Annotated in this window: 19 protein-coding genes; 10 read left to right on the top strand and 9 right to left on the bottom strand. The window is 50.0% G+C overall.

Annotation, left to right across the window (positions count from 1 at the left end):
- Positions 1-154 precede the first annotated feature (154 nt).
- Positions 155-463 carry a hypothetical protein gene (locus MLAB_RS07635; protein ID WP_011833810.1) on the top strand — a complete coding sequence of 103 codons (309 nt, stop codon included), beginning with the start codon at positions 155-157 and terminating at the stop codon, positions 461-463.
- Here the strand turns inward: MLAB_RS07635 and cobS are convergent.
- Positions 449-1,189 carry an adenosylcobinamide-GDP ribazoletransferase gene (gene cobS, locus MLAB_RS07640; RefSeq protein ID WP_011833811.1) on the bottom strand — a complete coding sequence of 247 codons (741 nt, stop codon included), beginning with the start codon at positions 1,187-1,189 and terminating at the stop codon, positions 449-451. The genes MLAB_RS07635 and cobS overlap by 15 nt on opposite strands.
- Before the next feature lie 38 nt (positions 1,190-1,227).
- On the opposite strand from cobS, the gene cobT reads away from it, so the two are divergent.
- Genes cobT through MLAB_RS07655 form a run of 3 tightly spaced genes read left to right on the top strand, consistent with a single transcriptional unit; the run spans position 1,228 to position 4,031 of the window.
- Positions 1,228-2,238, top strand: coding sequence for a nicotinate mononucleotide-dependent phosphoribosyltransferase CobT (cobT, locus tag MLAB_RS07645; protein ID WP_011833812.1), 1,011 nt, complete (start codon positions 1,228-1,230; stop codon positions 2,236-2,238).
- On the top strand, positions 2,239-2,757 hold the full coding sequence (locus MLAB_RS07650) for a YkgJ family cysteine cluster protein (RefSeq protein WP_011833813.1): 519 nt from the start codon (positions 2,239-2,241) through the stop codon (positions 2,755-2,757).
- Positions 2,758-2,759: 2 nt separating this feature from the next.
- Positions 2,760-4,031: a TraB/GumN family protein gene (locus tag MLAB_RS07655; protein ID WP_011833814.1), complete on the top strand. Its 1,272-nt coding sequence runs from the start codon at positions 2,760-2,762 to the stop codon at positions 4,029-4,031.
- Positions 4,032-4,054: 23 nt separating this feature from the next.
- Here the strand turns inward: MLAB_RS07655 and MLAB_RS07660 are convergent, their stop codons facing one another.
- Positions 4,055-4,891, bottom strand: a complete 837-nt coding sequence (locus tag MLAB_RS07660) for a class I SAM-dependent methyltransferase (protein WP_143702791.1) — start codon at positions 4,889-4,891, stop codon at positions 4,055-4,057.
- A gap of 82 nt (positions 4,892-4,973) precedes the next feature.
- Between MLAB_RS07660 and MLAB_RS07665 the strand changes: the two genes are divergently transcribed.
- From MLAB_RS07665 to MLAB_RS07675, 3 genes are all read left to right on the top strand, one after another.
- Positions 4,974-5,504, top strand: coding sequence for a nitroreductase family protein (locus tag MLAB_RS07665; RefSeq protein WP_011833816.1), 531 nt, complete (start codon positions 4,974-4,976; stop codon positions 5,502-5,504).
- 65 nt (positions 5,505-5,569) lie between these two features.
- Positions 5,570-6,517 carry a metal-dependent hydrolase gene (locus MLAB_RS09445; protein ID WP_011833817.1) on the top strand — a complete coding sequence of 316 codons (948 nt, stop codon included), beginning with the start codon at positions 5,570-5,572 and terminating at the stop codon, positions 6,515-6,517.
- An 84-nt stretch (positions 6,518-6,601) separates the two neighbouring features.
- Entirely contained in the window at positions 6,602-8,053 is a 1,452-nt protein-coding gene (locus MLAB_RS07675; RefSeq protein ID WP_048062103.1) for a PP2C family protein-serine/threonine phosphatase, read from the top strand.
- A 38-nt stretch (positions 8,054-8,091) separates the two neighbouring features.
- Here the strand turns inward: MLAB_RS07675 and MLAB_RS07680 are convergent, their stop codons facing one another.
- Together MLAB_RS07680 and MLAB_RS09450 are read right to left on the bottom strand one after the other, a co-directional pair.
- Positions 8,092-8,388, bottom strand: coding sequence for an STAS domain-containing protein (locus MLAB_RS07680; RefSeq protein WP_011833819.1), 297 nt, complete (start codon positions 8,386-8,388; stop codon positions 8,092-8,094).
- 26 nt (positions 8,389-8,414) lie between these two features.
- On the bottom strand, positions 8,415-10,784 hold the full coding sequence (locus tag MLAB_RS09450; protein WP_187146114.1) for an ATP-binding protein: 2,370 nt from the start codon (positions 10,782-10,784) through the stop codon (positions 8,415-8,417).
- A gap of 750 nt (positions 10,785-11,534) precedes the next feature.
- Here MLAB_RS09450 and MLAB_RS07690 point away from each other — a divergent pair.
- Positions 11,535-12,818 (top strand): bifunctional hexulose-6-phosphate synthase/ribonuclease regulator, encoded by a 1,284-nt coding sequence (locus MLAB_RS07690; RefSeq protein WP_011833821.1) that lies wholly within the window; start codon positions 11,535-11,537, stop codon positions 12,816-12,818.
- The gene (locus MLAB_RS07695) at positions 12,815-13,606 is read left to right on the top strand and encodes a tetratricopeptide repeat protein (RefSeq protein WP_143702792.1); all 792 of its coding nucleotides are present in this window, start codon (positions 12,815-12,817) and stop codon (positions 13,604-13,606) included. The genes MLAB_RS07690 and MLAB_RS07695 overlap by 4 nt, the downstream gene beginning before the upstream one ends.
- A 687-nt stretch (positions 13,607-14,293) precedes the next feature.
- Here the strand turns inward: MLAB_RS07695 and MLAB_RS07700 are convergent.
- The 5 genes from MLAB_RS07700 to MLAB_RS07720 all read right to left on the bottom strand — a co-directional run bounded on the left by MLAB_RS07700 (position 14,294) and on the right by MLAB_RS07720 (position 21,644).
- A complete protein-coding gene (locus tag MLAB_RS07700) occupies positions 14,294-14,728 on the bottom strand; it encodes an ACT domain-containing protein (protein WP_011833823.1) in 435 nt (144 codons plus the stop codon).
- Entirely contained in the window at positions 14,729-16,030 is a 1,302-nt protein-coding gene (locus tag MLAB_RS07705) for a phenylacetate--CoA ligase family protein (protein ID WP_011833824.1), read from the bottom strand.
- A 2-nt stretch (positions 16,031-16,032) separates the two neighbouring features.
- Entirely contained in the window at positions 16,033-17,319 is a 1,287-nt protein-coding gene (locus tag MLAB_RS07710) for a phenylacetate--CoA ligase family protein (RefSeq protein WP_011833825.1), read from the bottom strand.
- A 110-nt stretch (positions 17,320-17,429) separates the two neighbouring features.
- Complete coding sequence (locus tag MLAB_RS07715) at positions 17,430-19,307, bottom strand: type II secretion system F family protein (protein WP_011833826.1); 1,878 nt, start codon at positions 19,305-19,307, stop codon at positions 17,430-17,432.
- A 3-nt stretch (positions 19,308-19,310) separates the two neighbouring features.
- Positions 19,311-21,644, bottom strand: coding sequence for a type II/IV secretion system ATPase subunit (locus MLAB_RS07720; RefSeq protein WP_052289000.1), 2,334 nt, complete (start codon positions 21,642-21,644; stop codon positions 19,311-19,313).
- 126 nt (positions 21,645-21,770) lie between these two features.
- On the opposite strand from MLAB_RS07720, the gene MLAB_RS07725 reads away from it, so the two are divergent.
- Positions 21,771-23,045 carry a type IV pilin gene (locus MLAB_RS07725; RefSeq protein ID WP_187146115.1) on the top strand — a complete coding sequence of 425 codons (1,275 nt, stop codon included), beginning with the start codon at positions 21,771-21,773 and terminating at the stop codon, positions 23,043-23,045.
- Positions 23,046-23,743 lie beyond the last annotated feature (698 nt).

Below are 23,743 nucleotides of genomic sequence, written 5' to 3' on the forward strand. Positions count from 1 at the left end.
TCTCCACTTTGACTCATTGATCGGATGTACAAAAGAGTATGATCCAAATCAACACGAGTGTAAACAGATAGGTCTTACAACCATATAAAATAATTCCTCGGGCAAACGAACAGAACCGACAGACTAATAGGAAAATAATCCCGTATTCTCTGTAATGAAATCATTACCTCTTGAGAGAAAACCGAGCGGTAAATCGACCGTGATGTGCGGGGATAAGGAAGTTTCCGTACACAGTACCTGTGTTTTTTGCGCGAACTGCGCGGGAATACGGGTAAACCGGAGAGTTACCCCGAATCCATACGCCCAGGCAATGCGCGGGTCAAAGGGAGGATTATCCCTCGATGAACAGTTAATGGAAGGAATGACCCTTTTCAACACCGTGATCGAAGACAAGAATGCCACCGATATCGAGTGTTCGGATGACGCAGGGTCCGGATACCAGCCGCTCTCACGCAGACGTTAGTATTACCGCTACGACCAGAAGAACGGCCATCCGGGTGATTTCGTTGCCCGCACCGGTCACATCCCCGTTCGTTCCGCCGAAGAGTTTTCGCGCGAGGAAATGGAGGCACAGGAATGTGACAAGAGCCGCAGCGAGTCCTGCCCCGACATACATTTTTCCAGGCAAAAGGAAGAGCGGGAGAGTTAAGAGTACGGCATAGAGGCAGAACCGCTTTTTTGAACGATCGTAGATATATTTCTGAATCCCGTCGTGAAATGGTTTTCCAAGCGCTGATGAGAAAGCCATACTCAGTTTCCCAAAAATTTCTGCTATGAACACGGCGAAAGCGATTTGCAGGACGGTCATGGATGAGAGAGCGGCGTAGGAAATCAGAACAACCATGATTCCAAGAGCGAGTGCCCCGGCACCTGTCGTTCGGTCGGTCATGGCACGTATCCGTTTTTCCCTGCTTCCATGCGCCATGAGTCCGTCGCCGAAGTCGAGAAGTCCGTCGAAGTGGTTGCCGCCGGAAATGAAGACCGCCAAGGCAAGGGTGAGGGCGGCGATTATCGAAGAGTTTTCAAATCCGAGATACCAGGCGATCAGCCCGGGAAGTGCCGCGATACCGCCGGTGACGTATCCTGCTATCGGATAGAGCCAGCTTCGCTTCGCAAAACATTCATAATCCGCCGGTTTCCCCAGAGGGAGGATCGTGGTGAACTGTAAGAGTGCGCGAAGTGACTGCATTTATATTATATCTTGTCAGTCCTAAATGATATAATATCATGTCATTTGTTTCAACGAGAGCGGATTTCTCTGCAGAGTCTCCGATGTTCGCCCTGATTCTGTCAAACTCCCTCGTCTCCACAATAGAGGGAGTATCCGGAGCTGGGGAAAGCCCGGCAAAAAGTCTGATGGTCCCCCCGTTAGACGCCGAACTTATTATAAACGGCGAGATAACCTCCGTTGACATGACACCAAACACGCCGACCGGCTGCCCGACGCCGGCGGTCCTGACTCTCGCGATGATGGATCTTATCGGCATGAAACCTCTCATGATCGCGGCTGGTCTGGATCATGAGGTCACTGTCCCCCATATACAGTTCGGTGAAAAAGCCGGAGGCGACCCTCGGGAAGGAAGGGCCGTTCCCAATGCGAAGGAACTTTTTGAAAAAGGCAGATGGCTCGGGGAGTATCTCTCCCAGACCCACGACCTCCTTGTTCTCGGTGAGTGTCTTCCGGGCGGGACGACGACCGCACTCTGTGTTCTTCGCGCTCTTGGCTACCAGGCAAAGGTCAGCAGCTGCCTCGTGGATAACCCGGTCTGTATCAAAGAGAAAATCGCAGCCGAAGCAGTGAAAAAAGTACAGAAAGCTGGCGTGACCGATCCGCTCGAGATCGTTTCGATGGTCGGGGACCCCATGATCCCGGTCGCCGCAGGAATCGCCGAAGGATATCGGGGGAAACTGTTCCTTGCTGGAGGCACGCAGATGCTTGCAGCCGCTGCAGTGATTCGGGCACTTGGAAACACAGTTCCTGATATTGTAACGACAGTATATGTCTACGATGACAAGACGGCCTCGTTCAAGGAAACGGCCGCCGCAGTCGGAGCAGATGCCTATTATGTGGATCCGGAATTCGGATCGATCGGCCATGACGGCCTTGCCCGATACGCAGAAGGCGAGATCAAAGAGGGGTCGGGCGCCGGAGGAGCGATGTTTCTTGCAAGCATTCTCGGCTTCCCTCCCGAGGTTATCAGGAACACGATCCGCGAACAGGTCATCAGATACGCATAGATGGAACTGGAAATACAGATCCTCAACGCGGAATTCGCCTGCAGATGCTGCGGAGAATGCTGCAGCGGAAATGATAACGAGGTCATGGTCTCGCCCGATGAAATCGATCTGCTCTGTGAAGCGACAAACCTTACCCTGGATCAGATCGCCGAGCCGTATCCGGAATGGATCAATGATCAGGGAGCGACCTTCACCTTCGGCCGCGTTTTACGGCGGGGAGAGGATGGAAACTGTATGTTTCTGAAAAACAACCGGTGCACCGTCTATGAACACCGACCGCATATCTGCCGGACCTATCCTTTCATGCTTGACGGGGACCGGCTACTCGTTTTTGAATGCTCGGGATGTAAATCAGGCGAGCCAACGCCGGACGCGGAATTGATCGCACGGGATCTCCTTGCCCGCCGCGAGGCGGAGGATAAGGAATTTCTTTTAACAAAAGAGCAGTACCAAAAGCATAGTATGGTTATGGGGTCAACAATCATCTTCGACAGCAGGGGAGCTCATCAGCACAAATAACAATGACGGAAATACACATCGTTGGAACAGCCCATGTTTCACAAAAAAGCATCGATGAAGTCCATGAAGTCGTGGACGCAGTGAACCCCGATGTGATCGCGATAGAACTTGACCCCGGGCGTTTTGCCGCATTGAAACAGCAGATGAAGGAGGCAGAGGATCGGGAAAATGGGATTCTGCCAAAAGAAGAAGGCAAAACAGAAGCCCCCGAGGTGAAGAGTCTCTTAAAGGGAAACTTTACTCTGATGCTCGTTCAGTGGATCCTCGCCTATGTTCAGCGAAAAGTCGGTATGAACGTCGGTGTCGAGCCGGGAGCCGAGATGAAAGAGGCGATAAAAATCGCCGAAGAGAGAAATATCAGGATACTTCTCATCGACCGGAACATCAACATAACCCTCGCCAGGTTCTGGGGAAACATGAAATTCCTCGAGAAGATAAAACTCGTCTGGGTCCTTATCCGTTCGATGGTCGGAACGGATGACGAAACAGAGAGTATCGACACCGAAATGGTCGAGTCTCTGACAAATCCCGACATGATCGAACTTGCCCTTGCCGAGTTCCAGAAGTTTTCCCCAACCGGCGCAAATGCGCTGATCACGGAAAGGGATGCCTATCTTGCTCACGGCATCATCAATCTGGAGCACAGTTCGTTCGAACGGGCAGTGGTCGTGGTAGGTGCCGGACACCTTCCGGGAATCAGCAAATTCCGGGAACATCCTGAAACACTGCCCTCCATGAAAAACCTGAATGAAATGCCGAAAAAATATCCGTGGGGGAAGATCATCGGCAGTGTATTCATTGCGATGTTTGCGGTTATTATTCTCGCGATCGCCTTTTCCGGGGCAACCGATCTTCTTATCTGGGCGATCATCTACTGGGTGGTTCTGAACGGACTGTTCGCCGGCATTGCGACATTACTTGTGAGAGGCCACCCGCTTTCCGCGGCGACCGCTGCGGGACTCGCGTGGATGACTTCGTTAAACCCGTTCCTTGCCTGCGGATGGTTTGCGGCGATCGTGGAGGCCAGAATGCGGCCGCCGACGGCAGGCGACTTCAAGGCGATCGCAAAAGCCGAATCGATTCACGATATGTTTTCGGTTCCGCTGTTTAAGATCCTCCTTGTCGCAGCGGCAGCAAATATCGGCAGCACGATCGCAACATTTGCCTTCTTTATCTTCCTGACCCCGCTCTTAGGGGTGGACCTTGATATGATGAAGGATATTCTAATAACCGGATTTGCCAATCTCTGGTCGTTTTTGACCGGCTGGATCTAAAATCTGTTTTATTTTTCAAAAAATTATTTTTCCCACCAGATGTGGGCGGTCTTTGACGTTCCGGGGAGGATATATCCCTTATCGGTTTTGAGGAGGCGCTGATCCAAATACTGATCCACGATACGTTTCTGGTCATCGGTGTTTGCCAGAAGACGGGTATAATAGTCCTGCCGCATCTCTGCAGCAGACGTGTATGCCTGCCCGGTATTTCGTGATTCTACGGTAAGATTTGCATAGATCCCCAGCTGACACAACACATTCCAGAGAATATCGGCAGTTGGTTCGTAGTTGTACGGTTCACCGTGCAGCATCGGCCAAAGATCGCTGTTTCCCCGCGAAAGTGAGGGAGGGAGGAGGAACCAGAAGAGATGGACCGCAGATTCTGCACAGTCATCCATTTTTTTCATGCAGGAACCAATGTCAGCCATCATGAGTGAGAGGGAAGCGATCACCACATCATGTTTGCCTATCTCATCAGGCGAAGCCTCTTCCCATGTCTTTTGGATAGTTCGAATTGGCGGAGCGTTCGTGAGTGAACGATATGCTTCCATCCCCCGGATCATGGGGGAGGAAGGCTCGACAACGGTCACAGAACAACCCGATGCCGCAAGCGGCACAGAAAGTGTACCTGGTCCTGCCCCGACATCGAGAACCGAAGATCCAGGCAGGATATTCATAGAGTCAAGCTGCTTTTTGACTCTTCCCCGGTCATCATTCTGCAGTCTTCTGACATACCTCTCCACATTGACCGGATTGTCCCAGAAACTTCCGTTGTCTTCACCCGCCTTTCTCTTCTGTTCGAACGCACGTGCGATCTGTTCATCCCACATCCGGATAAAATCCGGTTTTTCGGCACACATATACAATAATGTCAGGCGGACGGTAATAAACTGTGCGGACCTGAGAGAAAGACTATTTTACCTGTCAGACATAAGGTTAATCATGAATACCAGAAATCCGGGTATTGCAAACTTCGGTGTGACGATCATTCAGTCAAGACACAGTGTCCGAAAATTTAAAGACGCTGAGATCCCGCAGGAGTTCATTAGAAAAGCACTCGAGTGTGCCTCTAAAGCGCCGACTGCACGAAATATCCAGCCGTGGATTTTTGTTGTAGTGAAGAACAAAGAGACCCTGGCAAAGATTGCCGGTCTCGCACCAAATGGAAAATTCATCGAGGGAGCTGCAGTTGGATTCCTCGTATTCGGGAAAGCCGACTGGCAGTATGTTATCGAAGACTGCTCGGCAGCAACCGAAAACCTGCTTCTGGCCCTCCATGCCTATGGATACGGCGGATGCTGGATAGCCGGCGACAAAAAAGAGTACGCGGAGGATGTGCGTAAACTCGTCAATGTCCCGGAAGAATTCAAGCTTGTTTCAATCGTAGCAGCCGGCGTTCCGGATGTGGGCGGCATCACGCTCGCAGAAAAGCTGCCGCTGGACAGGCTGGTCTTCGAAGAGAAATACCAGTAATTCGTGGAAATATCCACAAAACCAATTTTTGAGCTGAAGAAAACGCCGGATCTTATGCAGAAGATATGCTGATTTTTCATCATCTATTTCTCGGTCTGGCCGCAGGAATAATCCTCGCCGTGCTTCTTTCGAATAAATGGGCCGTGCTTTACGCAGGGGTCGGAGCGATTATACCGGATCTTCTAGACAAACCGCTAGGACAGATCCTTCTTTCCGACAGTATAAACTATGGACGGATCTATGCCCATACACTGACATTGGCAGTGATTTTGATCATCATCGGACTGCTGATCTGGTACAAATACCGGAAAAATATCCTGCTTCTCTGCATAGGAGCGGGCGTTCTTATCCATCAGCTCGGAGATGTCATGTGGGAAACACCCGTAAACTGGTTCTGGCCGTTTCTCGGACCTTTCCCGCCGTCATCAGAGGTCTATCCTCCGATACCCGATGGGTATCTTCCCTATCTGTATCTCGCATCATGGATACTGGCAGTGATCGCAGGAACGGCAGTGATAGTCGTTTTATACCGTTATCTGGGTCAGTATCTCGCCAAGGGGAAGATGGTTAAACGGATCCTGACAGGAACGGGGATGATTCTGATGGGAGCCGGAACCATACTTCTCGTAAAATATCTCATCTGGGATCTGTTTCTTACCGGGCCATGGGCGAATTATTTTGGGACCATGTATCTTCACGAGCTCTTATCGATTTCAGAATGGATCTACGGTCTTTCATCCCTGATGCTGATTCTGCTGATTCTGGATTATCCGGTACGCTTTTCAGAAACGACAAAAAAACGGATCATCAGCATCTGCGGGGCAGGAATCCTGACCGTATCTCTGCTTCTTTTGCTGTTTATCGGCCTTGGATTTCCCGTGGATGAGGTGTACGGCGAGAATATGTGGAGACTGGCGGCAGTAGCCGGATTATTTTTTGGAGGGATCGTTTTCCTTTTTCTTGGAAACAGGATCTGGGAACTGCCGGATGACAGAATCCATACCAAAAAATGACGAGTCCTCTGATGGATTTTTCTCTAAAAATATGGAGGTAAAATATTATGTGTTAACCATACCTATTGTATATTCTGATAGCGTATGAATGATTTCCTCCTGAACTGGGTAAGCTCCATGTGCATGATTGCCCTCGTCTGGATTTTTTGTGCGGTCATGGTGAATCTGACCCTGACACGAAAATACTCCGGTCTGCACACAGCATTACTCTGGATTGGAGGATTCCTGACGCTGGTCGTTCTCACCTCTTTTGTGGATGTTGTCTACGAGGCGTGTGTCTTTCTTATACCAAGCGGATATGATTTTATTTCTTTACTTGCCGACTGTCTGTTTGTGACCGTCGTCGGTGTCTGGTTTGTTTTTGTATCCTGGAAGATGTACCGGGGAACCTCATCTTCCAAGCTCTTTATAGCATCTTATATTCTTTTTATCGGCTTAAGCATCTGTGACCTTTCTTTTAGCATCATTCACATGATGTTCCCATGGGATCTCTATCAGCTGAAGTTTGCAGCCTGCATTCTGATTTTGATCGCTCTGACCATTGGTCTGATGCTGGTGAGTCGTTTCCAGATCAAAACAATCCAGGAAACAAACAGAGACCTGCAGGGGGATTTTCGAGATGTTCTCTTCATTCCTATCGCGGTCTATCTGGCCTATGCCGTACTATCCTGTCTGTGGAATAGTCAGGAAGGAACCGTATTTTTCATTCCGGAGATCACCACCAGAATCATTTTCATCATCATGGTTATCCTGCTCTATATGCAGGTTTTTTACGGGATACATAAGGCCATCAAGCAGATCCATATCGATGAAGAGATGCGCCTTGCAAAGGATGTACAGTCCAGCATACTTCCGGATCCGGATTTATTCGAAAACATCACCGGTGTAACAATACACGCAGCCATCTCTGAATCAGAACTGGTCGGCGGAGACTTCTATGATATTATCAGAATCGGGGACTATCATCTTGCGATTGTCATCGCCGATGTATCGGGCAAGGGGATTTCCGCAGCACTCATGATGATGCGTGTCAAAACCATGATCAAAATATCAGTGCGGACATTATTCACGCAGCCCGGCAGAATGCTGACGATCGTTAATCGAGAAATCATGAAAAATAATGACGCATGCAGGTTCGTCACGGTTTTTCTCGGGATACTCAACATAAAAAGTGGTCGTTTTACCTACGCATGTGCCGGACACAATCCGCCGATACTTTGCAGAGCAGGAATCTGCACCCTGGTTGTATGCGAGAAAGCACCCGGACTTGGAATCATGGACCACGAATATATCGATCAGCGAACTGTTCTGAAGCGAAATGATACGCTATGTATGTACACCGACGGAGTAACGGAGGCGCAAAACAAACATGGCGAAATGTATGGAGTGTACCGGCTCCTTTCGATCGTTGAAAAATCAGACGATCCAAAAACTATGATTAATTCAGTAATCGATGATGTAAACGTTTTCACCGGGAACCGTGGACAGACGGACGATATGACGATGCTCGCTGTCAGATACACCCAAGAAGAATAAAGATGGGAATGAAATCCCAAAACACAGTTTTTTTCTCTTTACTCTTTTACCAGAAGATCGTCAAACCCCGAGATCTCAAAAACTTCGCGGACCAGACCGCGTGCGTTGATTATCTGCAGGGTCCCTTTCGGACCAAGCTTCTTTTTCAAGGTCAGGATGATCGAAAGACCAACGCTGGACATGTAGGTGAGTTTTGCAAAATTGAGCGTAATGGTAGTTATCCCGTCAAGGGACGACTCTGCGCACCTCCGAAACTCAGGAGCGTTTCGGGCATCCAGTTTCCCATCCAGCTCAAGGATCAGGTTGGATTCATTAACAGTTTTTATGATTTTCATAGATGTAGTTCCCCCATTTTTAGACACTAAGAGTAGATTTTTTTGTATACAGTCAGAACATTCGTCCCGTTCACACGTTCATACGTGATTCTGTCGGTCAGTTTTCTGGACAGGAAAATACCCCAGCCGCCGACGTTTCGGTCATCGATCGGCAGCGTAACATCCGGCTCTGCATACTCAAGCGGGTTAAACGGCACCCCCAGATCAGTAATGATCAGTTTCAGGCAAGGGCCGATATGCATCATAAAGGTCACTGAACCGGTTTCATTCGGGTAGGCATAATTGACGATGTTGACAAACAATTCTTCGATCACCAGCGTCATCTTTGAGATGAAGGGTTCGGCAACACCGTTTGGACGAAGAGCAGTATCCACCCATTCGACGATTTGCTCCAGACTTTCGACCGTTGCCGGGATGATGAGCCGCGCAAAATGCCTCGGATAGAGGTGAACATACTTCTGATCGGTATACGGGCAGGGTTCGGCACCACCCATGGATTTACCACAGGTGACAATCGTATCTTTTTCACCGAGCGTCGTGGCATCTTCCAGAGAGAGAGCGGCTTTTTTACCATAGGCGGTAAGATTGCACCCCGTGAATGAAAGACGCTTTACGGCAATCCCGTAGATAGCCCCTTCGGCATCAAGACCGGAATTCGCGACCGTTACAGTACTTTGTTCGCCTTTCACCCCGTACATGCCGCCAACAATATCCAGATGAGTCCCGGAAACGATAAGATCGCCGCTTCCAAGACATATACCAGAGGAATTTTCTTCGATGTCGGTTGCTCTGATCTGAAGAGATCCCCCTTTTGCATAGATCGAACCCGAGGTGATCAGTATCCCGTAGATATCTGCAGAAATGTCATGCATGCCGCTGTGGATCTGAATGTCGCCGCTGCAGGAGAAAATGCCTGCGTAACGACCTGAAATCTGAACCGCTCCGCCGGAAATGTTGACGGTATTCCCGGCATACAATGCAACATCCCCGGCAATATCAACGACGGCATCATTAAAACTGGCGGCACCGTTGGAAACGTACAGACCAAATTCATCACCAAAGACGGTAAGATACCCCCCGAGATCTTCGATGGATCCGTCTATCTTCAGCCCGGTCTTTCCAGAAGCGGTCAGCAGGCCCGACGTAAGCCTGAGATCATCATGAACATAAAGACCGGTCGTATAGCCGGTTGCCTCGATCTTCCCGCCGTACACAGTCATTTTTTTTGCGACGCATATTCCATCCCCGGCCATACCGGTGCCGCAGATCATGCCGGAGTTTTGGATATATGTCCCTTTGACATCGATCCCGGTGCCTTCATTGATCGATGTGAGGGTTCCGTTCGAAACCTCGAGATTTCCGTTAACGACAAGGCCGGTTCGACCACGTATCTCCAGACTCCTGCCGGAAAAGTGCATATCTGTTCCGACACGAACGCCGATCTCTTTTCCGCTGATGACGGAAACGGAACTGTCTTCCAAACAAAAGCCCGCACCGATCAAGATCCCGGTGATTTCTCCTTCGACCGTGACATTCATCTGCGTAAATACAGCGTCATGTGAAAAGGATAATGCCGAATTGCCAAAAACCGCACAACTCCCATCAAAGAGACGGCAGATTTCCCCTTCAACGAGAATCCCGGCATCCTCACCGTTGATGAAGAGATGAAGATCCGTTCCGATAAGGGATCCACCAACTGAAATGCCGGTTCCGGCACCGATCTCTGCGGTGACAGAAGAGAGATGAAGATCTCCCTTTTCAGAGATGATCCCGATTTTTCGGGAAGCTGCCCGCAGGAAACAGTTTTTGAGGGTACATGAACCATCACGCACATGTATCCCCATTCCGTCCGGCGCCTCAATGAGATGAGTGCCCCCATCCAGTTCGAGGCCGCCAAAACACTCTATACCCGTGCCGGCCGCAATAATCTTTAGAGAAGATGTATCCGCAGTTATGCCGGCACCGGATCTGATACCGGTATCTTTAGAGAGTATACTGATGGTCGAGCCGGAGATCGCGATGCCTTTTTTGGCATGGATCCCGCAGGCCACCCCGGTGATGCCCACATATACCGACGTTATAGATAATGTTCCAAAATCAACACATATGCCGGTTTCACTTTCGGAAAGGATAAGCGATCCTTCACCCGAAATAGTCAGACCACCATTTCGCACACGTATCCCCGGACGATGTTTCCCAATGATGGTATTTTCTGCACCCGAGGCAATGATAGAGATATCCCCATAACAGTCGATCCCGGATCCATGATATGAATTCAGTGAAAGAACACGAGACCCCGCATCCCAGTTCCAGCCGTTCCCGTAACAATTCTCTTCAGAATTGTAGATTTTCCCGTTCATGACAAGTTGGGTATCGGAATAGATTTGCGGGGTCATATCCTCAAGTACGATGTATAGTTTGTTTTTAATATTCATAACAGTATGTCAGGGACATTTTTTGTTCAATTAACATGAGTTGTCAGACTATTTTTGGAAGATTCTGAAGAGACGAGATACATATCCATGACGAGCAAAACGCGCCGGAAAGACGCAGCCCGGCATCGGAGCAGTGAACCTAAATTATCCTATTTTTCATCCAAAAACGCTAATTAATAATAAAGTATAAATATAACATAATTTTTTAAAAAAGAATATTTTAAATATAATAACATATATATTACCTATTGTCTCTGAACTCAGGACTCAGGGGCTTAATGACACTGGGATGTATGAAAAATGACAAATGTAATCGCCGAACTAAAGCGGACAAGTTTTACCAGGGAAAATCATATCCCTTATCACTATCCGGAACGCCCGACGTGTAATGCCGACACGGCAGAGCTCTACGAGGGAGGGTGTGAGATACCTGTGGCGTCACTACTTTCAAAATTATTAACAGTACAAGAATCGTGTTCTCCCGAAACTTCCAATGCACGGTGTTTCCTTCTTGAAAAAAGATACCGTTAAATAGGAAAATTCTGCTGTAATACCTGTGACCCTGTCACATTTCTTCCTCCTTTTTTAAAATGATGATTCGATAAAACAGAACCCTCTCAGGATATGACGGGAATTCTGCGCCGCTGAAACCTCAGGATATCTTTTACTCACCCACCAGCCTTATCCCCTTCTCCTTCCAAACTATTCTCCATGCAAAGCCCTATCCTCCAGGTGGCCCTTGACGTAACCGAGCTTACCCGGGCCCAAAAAATAGCAGAAGAGGCATTGGCAGGCGGTGCCGACTGGATAGAAATAGGCACCCCCCTGGTAAAAAGCGAAGGAATGCAGGCAGTTCGCGCCCTTAGGGCGCAGTTTCCGACCACAACACTCGTCGCCGACCTGAAAACAGCCGATACCGGCGGCATGGAAGTCGAGATGGCAGCAAAGGCCGGAGCAAATATCGTCTGCGTCCTTGCAAATACGGATAACGCGGTCATCATCGACGCCCTTCGCGGGGCATCCCTTTACGGAGTGCAGATCATGGCAGACATGATGAATGTCGAGGACGTGGTTACACGTGCGAAAGAGCTCGCCGACCTTGGAGTCCAGATCATCAATGCCCATGTAGGTATCGACCAGCAGATGGAGGGGAAAGATCCGCTGGATATTCTGGATAAACTCGGGGATCTTCCGCTCGAAATAGCCGTAGCCGGCGGACTGAATGCAGAAACTGCATCCAAGGCTGCGGCAAGGGGAGCAGACATCGTGATCGTTGGCGGGTCGATCATCAAAGCAGCCGACGTCACCAAAGCTGCCCGAAATGTTCGGGATGCGATTGATCATCCTGCAGAAGGAACGACCGTGAAAACCAGTCTGGATGACACGATCCGCGAACTTCTCGAACAGGTCTCGGCCCCGAACGTTACGGATGCCCTCTACCGAAAAGGAGCGATGAGCGGTCTTACCGTTCAGTATGTTCCAAAGAAGATGATCGGAAAAGCGGTCACCGTACAGACATTCGGCGGCGACTGGTCCAAACCGGTCCAGGCGATCGATGAATGCATACCGGGAGATGTTCTCGTCATCAGCAATGACAAAAGAACCGACATAGCGCCGTGGGGCGAACTTGCCACGCGTTCGGCTGAGAACAAAGGGGTCGCGGGGATCATTATCGACGGGGCCGTACGTGACTGGGATGATATCGTCACGCTTGAAACTCCCGTCTATGCAACGGGTATCCAGCCAAATGCAGGCGAACCCAAAGGATTCGGCGAGATCAACGCCGACATCTCCTGCTGCGGTCAAACCGTTCGGCCGGGAGACTGGCTGATCGGCGATCAGTCCGGTGTCGTCGTTATTCCACGGGAACGGGCATACGAGGTCGCACGGCGTGCGGTCGAAGTCCAAAAAACCGAGGTCAGGATCCGTGAAGAGATTCGGAGAGGCGGGACGCTCGGCAGTCTCTCGCAGCTTCTCCGGTGGGAGAAAAAGTGAGCAGAAAACCTAGTGTCACTAACCCATCTGACCCGGTTCTTTGGTGTAAGGAAGCAGCCCAACGGATGATCTCCGGCGATGAGAAAGGAGCCATATTCTGCTATCAGGAATCGGTCAAACTTCGGCCGGGTATTCCTGATGTCTGGTATAATCTTGCCCGGCTCTTTGAAAAGACCGGCGAAAGAAAAGAAGCACTGGCAACACACATCACGGCCGGAAAACTGTTTCCCGCAGATTACCGGTTTTCCGCAGAGCGTGCCAGACTTCTTGCCGAATCCGGGAAATACACCGAGGCAGTGAATGCGGCATCTGATGCTTTAGCGAGTGCCCCATACTCCCCGACCCTCTTAGCAAACAAAGCAGGTTACCTCATCTTTGCAGGTAACCCAGACGAAGCCCGGCAGACGGCAGAACAGGCCCTCGCGATCGATCCGGGTTGTGCGCTTGCCTATCTGCACAAAGCTCACGCAGAATCCCTACTCGGGAATGCGGCAAAGGCGAAAGAAACCATGGAAACCGGGCTTTCATCAGTGCCGGATGACGGCCGCCTGCTGAAACTGCAGGCAAATCTCCTGATCAGAAGCGAAGATTTTGAAGCAGGTCTTGCATCAATAGAAAAAGTCCTTCTGCTCGATCCAAACGATGCCGAAAGCTGGAGCCTGAAAGGCGCGGCTTCTGCGTATCTTGGCCGGAAAGAAGATGCAATCTCTGCATTCGAGCAGGCAATGAAACTTGATCCAAAAGAGAAAGCCTACCGGCAGAACCGCGATGCGGTGCGGAAAGGATAGAACCCTTCATTCTTTTTTTTAGTAGGATTTACGCGGTGTTCTCCTTAATCCAATTCAGGAAGGGTATTACTGGGTGTGGACACATGAGAAAAAACCAACCGCGAATCGGCGCGAACCGCAAAGCTTTGCTTTGCTCTCCGCTTCGGGTCTTCGCCCCTCGCTTGAATCCCGCAAGCCGTTGGCTTGCTCCCAAAATCGGATTTACTGTGCCTCACTTTCACAATCCAACTTCGCTGTCTTTCTCATCCCTCATCGGGAACGTTCGGGCAAATCCTGTCGGCGCCCCAGCGCCTCCTGAGGGAAATATTCAGGGAGTTTTTTTAATGAAAAAGAGGGGGAAAAATTACTATCGGGAGCCGCTGGGGCGGCGACAGGATTTGCCCGAACGTTCCCGATAAAGGGACGAGCCGTTGGGTCGAGCGGGTTGGCGACGAAGTCGACGACCTTAGCGGAGCAAGGCTTTGCCTTGCGACTAGACCCAACGAGCGAGAGTGAGGATCAGCAAATCCGATTCGCCTCGCCCGAAGGGCGGATTCGCGCCGATTCGCGGTTGATTTTTCTCTTGTGTCAAAACGAATACCGTACACGAAATCGAAGTACATCTCATAAGAACTATTGTTTTTTCCGGTTAAGATCGCATCGCGTAAGTCCTATTTCTGAATAAAAAATAGAGAATAAGTATTCAGATCAGAAGTTGTAGTCTTTCGCCGGAAGCAGCTCGATGCCGGCTTCCACGATTTTTAATGCGGCTTCACGCGGATTTGTCACTTTCACGATCAATGCGCCGTAGTCTCCGGAACGGAATGCATACGCATACTCGATGTTGATGCCTAGACCGCCGAGAAGATTTGCCACTTCATAGAGGCCGCCCGGCACATCCTTCATTTTGATTGCGAGGACATCCGTGTACTGCAAAGCGTAATTCTGCTTGGCAAACTCATTGAACGCGATCTCCGGCTTGTCCACGATCGCCCGGACGACACCGAAGTTATTTGCTTCGGCAATATTGAAAGCCTGGATGGATACGCCCGTGTCAAGAAAGATCTTCGCGATCGCGGCAAGTTTTCCAGCCTTATTCTCTGAAAATATCGACAACTGTTTGATGATGTATTTTTCCGTCATTTAGATCACCCGATGATCGATTACACGTTTTGCTTTACCCTCAAAACGCGGGAGGGAGTTCGGCGGACAGAGCTCGATCTTGGCAGAGACATTCAAAGCATCCCGAAGAGCACGCTCGGTACGCATCTGCATCTCCATGAGACCGTTAATACTATCTGTCATCGCATCAGGCTTTAATTCTACCTTTACGAGCATATCATCAAGAGGGCCCGTTCTGAACACTTCGATCATGAAATGGCTCGTGAGATACGGGTTTTTCAAGAGGGCATGCTCGATAGCCGACGGGAAGACATTAATCCCGCGGATGATCAGCATATCGTCGACCCTGCCCTGCAGACGGTCGATCCGCGGGGAAGTTCTGCCGCAGGCACAATCTCCTTCAATAATAGATGTAATATCCCCGATCCGATACCGGATCATCGGGATCGCCTCCTTTTTCAGGACCGTGATAGTCAGTTCTCCCTTCTCTCCGGGGGGAAGCTGCTCGCCGGTCTTCGGGTCGATGATCTCGGTGTATGCGATATCTCCACAGATATGCATACCGTTCAGTTCGCTGCAGTCCGTAAACATCGGGCCGGAAATCTCGGACGTACCAAAGATGTTATGTGCCGTAACGCCGGACTCGGCATAGATATACCGGCGCATCGCATCCGTCCACGGCTCGGCGCCGAGAACTGCTGTTCGAAGAACCGTGTCTTTGCTGAAGTCGACACCCATTTTTTTGGCAACGTCGATCAGATGGATGAAGTAAGAAGGAGTACAGGCTATCGCCGTCGTTTTAAGATCCTGGATAAGCTCGATCTGCCGCTCGGAGTTTCCGGTGGATGCCGGGATCACCGTCGCACCGACTTTTTCTCCACCGTAATGCAGCCCGAGACCGCCGGTAAAAAGACCGTATCCGTAGCAGACCTGTAAAACGTCCTTTCTTCCGACCCCGCACGAAACAAGCGAGCGGGCAACACACTCGCTCCAGAGATCGATATCATTCTGCGTGTAGGCAACGACCGTCGGCTTGCCGGTCGTTCCGGATGAAACATGGTACCTGACCAGATCTTCGTGCGGGACACAGACGAGTCCGTCCGGGTAATTATCACGGAGATCCGTCTTTTTCATGAAAGGCAGCTTCGTGATATCGGTAATGGAGGTGATGTCTGCGGGTTTCACACCCGTCTCGTCCATCTTCTTATGGTAAAAGGCCGATGAATCGTAGAGACGCGTGACCAGTTTTTTCAGTTCCTGATACTGGAGCTTCGAAAGCTCATCTTTGGGCATCGTTTCGATCTTTTCGTTATAATACGCCATACTTAAATGACCCTCCGGTCAACGACTCTCTTTGCTTTCCCTTCAAAGCGGGGGAGAGACCCCGGCTCTACAAGCTCGACTCTGGCACGCAGCGTAAGCGTGTCCTGCAGGGCCTTCATGATCTTCGTCTGCAGCTTCGAGAGATCCTGAAGTTCTCCCGAGAAGATGTTTTTATTCATCTCCACCTCGATCATCATCTCATCAAGATGGTTCACCCGATCGATGTAGACTATGAACTGATCGCCCACTTCGGGGATGTTTTTCAGTACATGCTCGATCTGACTCGGGAAAACATTGATCCCACGGACCGTCAGCATATCATCGCTTCTTCCAAGCAGTCTTGCGATCTTCTGACCACGGCCGCACGGACACTCATCCTCCATGAGCATCGTGATATCGCCGGTCCTGTATCTTAAGAGAGGCATGGCCTCCTTCACGATCGGGGTCACGACCATTTCTCCCTTCTCTTCGGGACCGAGCACCTCGCCGGTCTTAGGATCGATGATCTCGACGATATAACAGTCGTGCCAGATATGCAGACCGTCCTGTTCGGGGCATTCAAAGGCAACGCCCGGACCGAAAAGTTCACTCATCCCGTAACTGTCGTAGGCCTTGAGACCGAGACGGTTCTCCAGATCGCGGCGCATATTCTCCGACCAGGCTTCCGCACCAAAACAGCCGATCTCAAGCGAAGCAAGATCCGCATGCATTTCCTCAGCCACCTCGGTCAGATGCATCGCATAGCTCGGCGTGCAGTGAAGACCCTTGACCTTGAAATCCTGGATCATCTCGATCTGCCGTTTTGTATTGCCGACGCCTGACGGCACAACAGCGCAGCCGATCTTCTCAGCCCCCATATGGATGCCGAGCCCGCCGGTAAAAAGAGAGTAGTTCGATGCATTCTGGAAAATATCGCCGGCTCTAAGCCCCACCATCGTCAGGTTCCGTGCGATAAGTTCCGACCACATATTGAGATCGTTTTTCGTATAGGCAACGACCGTCGGTTTCCCGGTCGTTCCGGATGTTGTATGAATACGGTTGACCTGATTCATTGGCACCGCTAAAAAGCCAAACGGATATCCCCCACGGAGATCCGCTTTCTTCGTGAACGGAATCTTTGCCAGATCATCTAGTGATTTAATATCAGACGGGGTTATTCCCGCATCTTTGAACAGGGTATTGTAGAAACCGATATTCTGCGTCCGTGCAACCGTCTCCTTGAGACGTTTGAGCTGAAGCTCTTCAAGAGCCTGGCCGGACAGGGTTTCCATCTTCTCATTCCAGAACATATGGTTAAGTCCTCTGCAGATGGGGGCATGACACGGTGTGTCATGCTACACTTTAGCACCCTATTACATTGTTTTATACGAACATAATGGTTATTACTTGGACTCGGACCCTACATAACCATGCTAATAACGATAAATGCGATGGCTCCAAGAGCGAGCATAATACACGAATACTGGATACCCCCTTTAATAGAGCCCGTACCCATCATACCGGCCACAAGCCCGGAACAGAATCCGTGAATAAGGATCGAATGATAAATGATCATCTGATACGTCTGGGCGGGAAACCCGGCTCCCGAACTGGAGCTGAGATACGAGAGAGCTTCGGAATTTTCCATCATAATATTGAGAAAAACCTCCGACATGATGACCTGAACGAACACAAATACCGCGAACGCCATGAAAACGATGACGACATACACGCCCATGTCGCTCTTTCTTTCCCTTTTCAGAGACTCGCGGGCCTTCGCTTCATGATACTGCAGGTCGATCGTAAGCGATAGATCATTTGTGAAATGCTCGGTCTGGGAGAGGAGAATGACCAGACGGTCGACGGACAGATTTTTCATACGGTCCGCAAACCGCTTTAATGCGGAAGAAAGCTTCTCGCCCCACAGAAGATCACGGGAAAGAATGCGGATATCCTCTTGTATGTAACTTTTTCCTTCCTGTGCGGTGAGTTCAATGGCGTGGGTCAGCGTCATATTGTACTTTACCAGAGAACTCAGCTGCCTGCAGAAATCGGGAAGAGCGCCTTCCACCTTATCTATTCTGCGGACGTAATTCCGGTAGCTTATTGCATACGGCATGAGAGCTACCAAAAGCATGACCACGACCACGTCATCGACGGCCATACCCCATTGATAGATCATATACGGATTGAAGAATACCTTTACCGTGGAAACGTAAAGAACAACACCCGTTATCAGCGACAGAGGGATACTGAACACGAAAACAAGCGCCGGTTCCTCACGAATAGCCAGCCGCGGGTGACGAATGAACTCCATGTATTTCAGGCGTTTGTCGTATTTTTTCAGTTTTTCAAAGAGGGGTGTTTCATCCTCTTCTGCTTCCACTATTGTAAGCTGAGGATACAGAGGCACTGTTGACCTTGGCATCTGAACGCGTTTGATGATGTAGGTCTGGCCGAGAGCATCCAGAAGAAGGAGGAAAATCACCGTTCCAATCGGAAGCATCAGATAAACGACGATCGCAAGGATCATCGGGTCCGACCCCGAGATGAGCCCAATGACCATAATAACGATCACCACGAACAGAGGACCCGCGACGAAAAGGGTGATATACATCTCGGCGATCGCCCCAAGCGAGGAGAGGTAGCTTCTCTGAGCTACCTCGCTCTCTTTTTGCATCTCCTGAAGTTTGCCGTGCAGAAACACTTCGGCATTACCGATCGACCGGTACGTTGAAGACAATTCCGACAGGAAGAACCGAAGTTTGTCGGAAGGCGTGGTATCGGCAAGCCGCTGGATGGCAGTGAACTGGTCATAGCCGCAGAAATCCATATCGGAAACTACCTGACGGAACTCTTTTGCTGCATCGCCGTAGAAATCCGCATACTTGGCAATGGAATGAACGGATGCATACAGGGTTGCCCCGCAGTGGTGCAGAGCATACATGAACGATACCATTTCATACATGGATGCTTCGATGAACCGTTTCCGGCTCCGCATTTCCAGCTTCGGGTAGGAGATAATGGCATAATAGACGGCAACATTAGCAAGAACAGCGATCCCGGCCGTCAGAGGATACGTGAAGATGATATACTCCGGGTCCGTGAACAGATTTGCAACCGGAAAGAAGAAAACATCGATAACGATGAGGGCGAAAACAATGAGAATACTGGCAATGAAACCAAATACCCGTGCATAACGAACGAGTCCCTTGACATCGATATCGATACGGGCCGAAAAGAGTTCCTTTTCAAGAGCTCGAATGCGTTCCGGAGATGGAGTTAAGGGATTTCTCATGGCCTACTGCTGCTTCTTTTCCGGGGCTGACCCGGAGGTCTGTTCATCTGCATACAGATCAAAGGATGAGATATCTTTGTCCGGGGCAACTTCGAAGAGCGGATCCGGTTCCGCCGGGCCAAATATCTCCTCTTCGGAGGGGGTGTCGACCGGGACGTCATAGAAAAGCCGCTCTTCTACAACTGGTTCTTCCTTTACTTCAGGCTCGGTTGATTCAGGAGCCGGCTCTGGGGGAAGATCGACTCCAGGCTCAGTGGATTCGGAAGTAGGTTCGGGAAGGTAGTCGACTCCCGGTTCGGTGGATTCGGTGGAAAGATCGGCCAGAGGTTCACCGGATTCATCTGCAGGCTTGGGGGGAAGAACGAATGCAGGCTCAGTGGATTCGGGAACGGGTTTGGGGGGGAGTGTGAAAGCAGGCTCCTTAGGTTCGGGGGTGGACTCTAACCCGGCAGCGCCGGAATCATCAATCGGCACGGAACGAACGATCGGCGTCTGTTCGCCGGAAACGGGCACTGTTTTCGTGAGGGGCATAGTCTCTTTCGCAGGTTCGTCAGCCTGCCCCACGGGTTGCGGGATATAGCAGACACCGGATGGATCGACACTAGTCTCGCGATCGGAGACAGAGGAACCAACCCCGTATGCTGCATCGGACTCCGAAGGTCCATCCACCAGCTCCGGATACTCATCTTTCGGAATCGGGAGGTTGGCCAGAGACTCATGACGTTTGCACTTCCCTGGAAGAATCTGAACAAGATCGCCGACGTTCGCCATGACATACTTGGGTCTTGAGAGAAACAGCCAGACGATCCGTGCAAAATCCCGGTAATCCCTGATATCCTGATCAAGCATCGCCTGTAAAACGGCAGTACGCTTACGGAGTTCATCGCCCATCGTTGTCATATTCATGCCGGTCTTTTCAGCGATCGATGCATAGACCTGGGACGTGCCGGAGAAACTGGGGGTATCTCTCTGGAAGTTGTACAGAAACACCGTGTTGATCTCAAGCTCGCCTTTATCGGTCATACCCACGATCTCGGTGATCTCCTTACACCGGCGAACCTGCTTCTTGTTCCTAAACATACTTCCCTGACATAACACAATATCGAGGGTTTCGATCGTTGCTTTCGGCACATCCAGCGGGGGGTTCTCCAGACGGTGAATCGCCATTGCCACGTCACCGCCGTGCAGAGTGGAATACGTCGTGTGTCCCGAGTTCATCGCCTGGAAAAGCGTCTGGGCCTCGATACCGCGGACCTCGCCAAGAAGGATGTACTCGGGTCTCTGACGCATCGCAGCTTTTAACAGATCGAACATGGTGATGTCCCGCTGTGCGGCGCTGACAGCACCCGATGAAAGCGGCACGAGACTCGCGATCCAGTTGTCATGCTCCAGCATGATCTCGCGGGTATCCTCGATGGACACCACTTTAGAAAGAGCGGGGATGAACTGGGAAATAGCATTCAGCGTAGTCGTCTTGCCGGAAGCCGTTCCTCCGACGATCAGAATGGAGTAGTTATACTGGACCGCCATCCAGAGATAGACCATCTCATCGATCGTAAACGTGTTGTTGACCAGAAGATCGATCGGCGAGAACGGATTCTTTCTGAACTTACGTATGGTAAAGGAAGACCCGCGCGTCGAGACCACCGTACTGTAGGTCAGCTGGATACGCGATCCGTCGGACAAGGTAGCATCCACGATTGGATTGGAAAGGGAGATGTGTTTTCCTGCTTTCTGGGCAAACAGAACAACGAGACTGTCCAGTTCCCGCGGATCGGTGAAGAAGATCGAGGTCTTGATATCCCGGTATTTACGGTGATACAGATAGACCGGCAGATCATACCCGGAACAGGAAATATCCTCGATGTCATGGTCCCCGCGAAGGATATCAACACGCCCCCACCCGAAAAACGTGCGTTTCAGATAATACCGCATCTTATATACGGTGGCATTGGTAATATTCAGATCATAGGAATCGAGAAGGAGGTCGATCGATTCATACAGGACCTCCATCATATCGTTCAGTTCGATATCCTTCATGATCAGCAGATCACGAACGGCAGGCTGAAGACGTTCGAGAAGTTCGGCTTCGAAATGCGTCAGAGCAGGTTCATGGGCGATATAGACATTTTCATACTCGGCGGTTCTGATGATGGTGACACGGGTAAGACCCGGCTCTATCCAGTAGGCTTCGAGAATTTCGTCCGTTTTACGGAGTTTGGGAGAGACTAAAGACCCGTCCCGTTCGAAATCATACTCCGGGAGGGTGTCAGGTATTTCCTCTTGTGCCTCTTCCTTGTTCTTTCTGCCAAACATCAGCCATATTCCTGCATGCATCCCGGCAACACGTTGCTGCAGAGATAAAGATTAACAGTAATTTGTATGTTGCAGTTATATATTTTCCCGAGAAGAAAAGATTCCTTCACAAAGGAGTATATGATTCGGAGAGAAATACAGTGTGTTATGATTCGGCTATGCGGCATGAAAGACAACGGGGTATCTCCCGTTATCGCCGCACTATTGATTCTTGCGCTCACGATACTTCTCATTGGCATTTTTGCAGCCGGGATTTTTTCTCTGGGGAATGTAGATTCTGCGCCAATTGCCGGAATCACCATTTCAGAGAAGAACGGTATTATCACTCTGACCCATTTTTCGGGAGATACGCTTCCTGCCGGAGAATATGCAATTTTGGTAAACGTTGTTGACCAGACCCGGGAATTTCAGGGAGATGTTGTGGATTTTTCTCCGGGCACAACACTTGTCTGGGACAGAGGGACAACAGAGCCCCTTAATTTGGTGTCCGTCATATATACCGGGAGTGGAGGGGCTGTCGTTATTGCCGAAAAACAGTTTTACTCAATCAATACCTCCCGGATAAATGCAGCATTTACGGCCGAAGTAACGGAGGGAAAGAATGCGACAAGTCAGGTGAAGGTCGGCGTGTCGGGTGCAAAACCTCTCCCCGACGTGATTGCGGATCTTGCCGATGTGTGGGTCGTTCTCGATCAAGATTCCGACCAAACGACGGTGGAGTTCACGGCCGAAGAAAGTTCGCCTGACCTGGAGTTTTCCTGGACCTGCGGAAATGGACAGACGGCCGATACGCAAGCGGCGTCGTTTGTGTATAATACCGCTGGAACATACACGGTTCGGCTGGATATCCGGAATGTTACTTCGGGAGAGGTTGGAACAAGCTCGATGATACTTGCAGTAAGAGATCCGGGGGTTACGGCGATGGCGTGGGTGAAGAGTAATGAAACCTATACAACTAATGTGTGGCCCATTGCAGGACGCGGGTATAGCGATGGTGTTGGCGGCACTGGATATACCGACAGAGTATGGAGACTGCAATTTTCAAACCCAACTACTCATGGTTTTCAGATGGTCTTCTATTTTGAAAAAACAGGTGAAACTCCATCCACACAGGTTGAATACCATGTTTCGAGTCTTGAGAGAAAATGGTATCATATAACAGGTGTGTATGACCAACGAGGCACATCTCCGCAGGAGCGATCCAAACTGTATATTTACGGCAGGAATAGCGGCACTATACGCGGGCCGATAAATGAGAATCTGCCTCTCAATACCCCTACACGATCACGTTACGATGTTACCCGCTGGAAGATTGAAAACGGCAATTTTACGACAGAAATGCAGCACGAGGTTGACTTCCCGCTGACCTCCGAGGAAATTACGGCAATCCACACTCTTGAAAGTGGAGGATATACAGAATAGCAGACATGAACTGGTCATGTATGGAATCTATCTCATATTTCCAAAATGAGAGAGATACAATAACTATAGTTACTCATTTCTTCACAAAAATTAAGGTTAACTCTTTATGATAAGGGGATGAAAATCTTGACAAAAAAAAGGCATTTTCCTAATCAATTTGAAACCACATCACAATCTGAAACAGAGGCAAATATGTTCATAGGATTTAACTATCTGATGAGAAGACAATTATTTTTCGGACACATATCCTGATCAAAAAGAAATACACTCCCTTGTGAAGAAGATGCAGCATGTCAGGAAGAGATATCTTGCTTCAGCGAGTGCGACCATCATAAAAATCCGTCATTCAATGTGTCATCATACTCCGAAGTGCCGTTCCCATTGAATGGTGCTGAGATCGCCGCGGTCTATGCTGCCGAGATGGAAAATCCGCGGTAACGAGGGGGTTCTTGGCCGAAATACCTGATGTCAGGGTAAGATGGAGAGAATATCTGCAGTCCAAACACCCCCACATCCCCCTCCGCCTCCACTCGAAAACAATCATTTCGATTGGAAAATGACCCTCCTCCGATCAAAAACACCCATCTTTTGACCAGCAAAAAACCATCACCCAACAAAAAATACGCCGATGCTGCCGATTTCTCCGGCAAAACAGCAAAACTATATAAAGAAAACCCCAGGCGCCTGAAAAAAACGAT

This window comes from Methanocorpusculum labreanum Z (genome assembly GCF_000015765.1).
In the GTDB taxonomy this organism is placed as follows: Archaea; Halobacteriota; Methanomicrobia; order Methanomicrobiales; family Methanocorpusculaceae; genus Methanocorpusculum; species Methanocorpusculum labreanum.

What these genes read in the sequence shown, in the direction of transcription:
- MLAB_RS07635 (WP_011833810.1), top strand. Translation starts at nt 155, where the DNA reads ATGAAATCATTACCTCTTGAGAGAAAACCGAGCGGTAAATCGACCGTG.
- cobS (WP_011833811.1), bottom strand. Translation starts at nt 1,189, where the DNA reads ATGCAGTCACTTCGCGCACTCTTACAGTTCACCACGATCCTCCCTCTG.
- cobT (WP_011833812.1), top strand. Translation starts at nt 1,228, where the DNA reads ATGTCATTTGTTTCAACGAGAGCGGATTTCTCTGCAGAGTCTCCGATG.
- MLAB_RS07650 (WP_011833813.1), top strand. Translation starts at nt 2,239, where the DNA reads ATGGAACTGGAAATACAGATCCTCAACGCGGAATTCGCCTGCAGATGC.
- MLAB_RS07655 (WP_011833814.1), top strand. Translation starts at nt 2,760, where the DNA reads ATGACGGAAATACACATCGTTGGAACAGCCCATGTTTCACAAAAAAGC.
- MLAB_RS07660 (WP_143702791.1), bottom strand. Translation starts at nt 4,891, where the DNA reads ATGTGTGCCGAAAAACCGGATTTTATCCGGATGTGGGATGAACAGATC.
- MLAB_RS07665 (WP_011833816.1), top strand. Translation starts at nt 4,974, where the DNA reads ATGAATACCAGAAATCCGGGTATTGCAAACTTCGGTGTGACGATCATT.
- MLAB_RS09445 (WP_011833817.1), top strand. Translation starts at nt 5,570, where the DNA reads ATGCTGATTTTTCATCATCTATTTCTCGGTCTGGCCGCAGGAATAATC.
- MLAB_RS07675 (WP_048062103.1), top strand. Translation starts at nt 6,602, where the DNA reads ATGAATGATTTCCTCCTGAACTGGGTAAGCTCCATGTGCATGATTGCC.
- MLAB_RS07680 (WP_011833819.1), bottom strand. Translation starts at nt 8,388, where the DNA reads ATGAAAATCATAAAAACTGTTAATGAATCCAACCTGATCCTTGAGCTG.
- MLAB_RS09450 (WP_187146114.1), bottom strand. Translation starts at nt 10,784, where the DNA reads ATGACCCCGCAAATCTATTCCGATACCCAACTTGTCATGAACGGGAAA.
- MLAB_RS07690 (WP_011833821.1), top strand. Translation starts at nt 11,535, where the DNA reads ATGCAAAGCCCTATCCTCCAGGTGGCCCTTGACGTAACCGAGCTTACC.
- MLAB_RS07700 (WP_011833823.1), bottom strand. Translation starts at nt 14,728, where the DNA reads ATGACGGAAAAATACATCATCAAACAGTTGTCGATATTTTCAGAGAAT.
- MLAB_RS07705 (WP_011833824.1), bottom strand. Translation starts at nt 16,030, where the DNA reads ATGGCGTATTATAACGAAAAGATCGAAACGATGCCCAAAGATGAGCTT.
- MLAB_RS07710 (WP_011833825.1), bottom strand. Translation starts at nt 17,319, where the DNA reads ATGTTCTGGAATGAGAAGATGGAAACCCTGTCCGGCCAGGCTCTTGAA.
- MLAB_RS07715 (WP_011833826.1), bottom strand. Translation starts at nt 19,307, where the DNA reads ATGAGAAATCCCTTAACTCCATCTCCGGAACGCATTCGAGCTCTTGAA.
- MLAB_RS07720 (WP_052289000.1), bottom strand. Translation starts at nt 21,644, where the DNA reads ATGCATGCAGGAATATGGCTGATGTTTGGCAGAAAGAACAAGGAAGAG.
- MLAB_RS07725 (WP_187146115.1), top strand. Translation starts at nt 21,771, where the DNA reads ATGATTCGGCTATGCGGCATGAAAGACAACGGGGTATCTCCCGTTATC.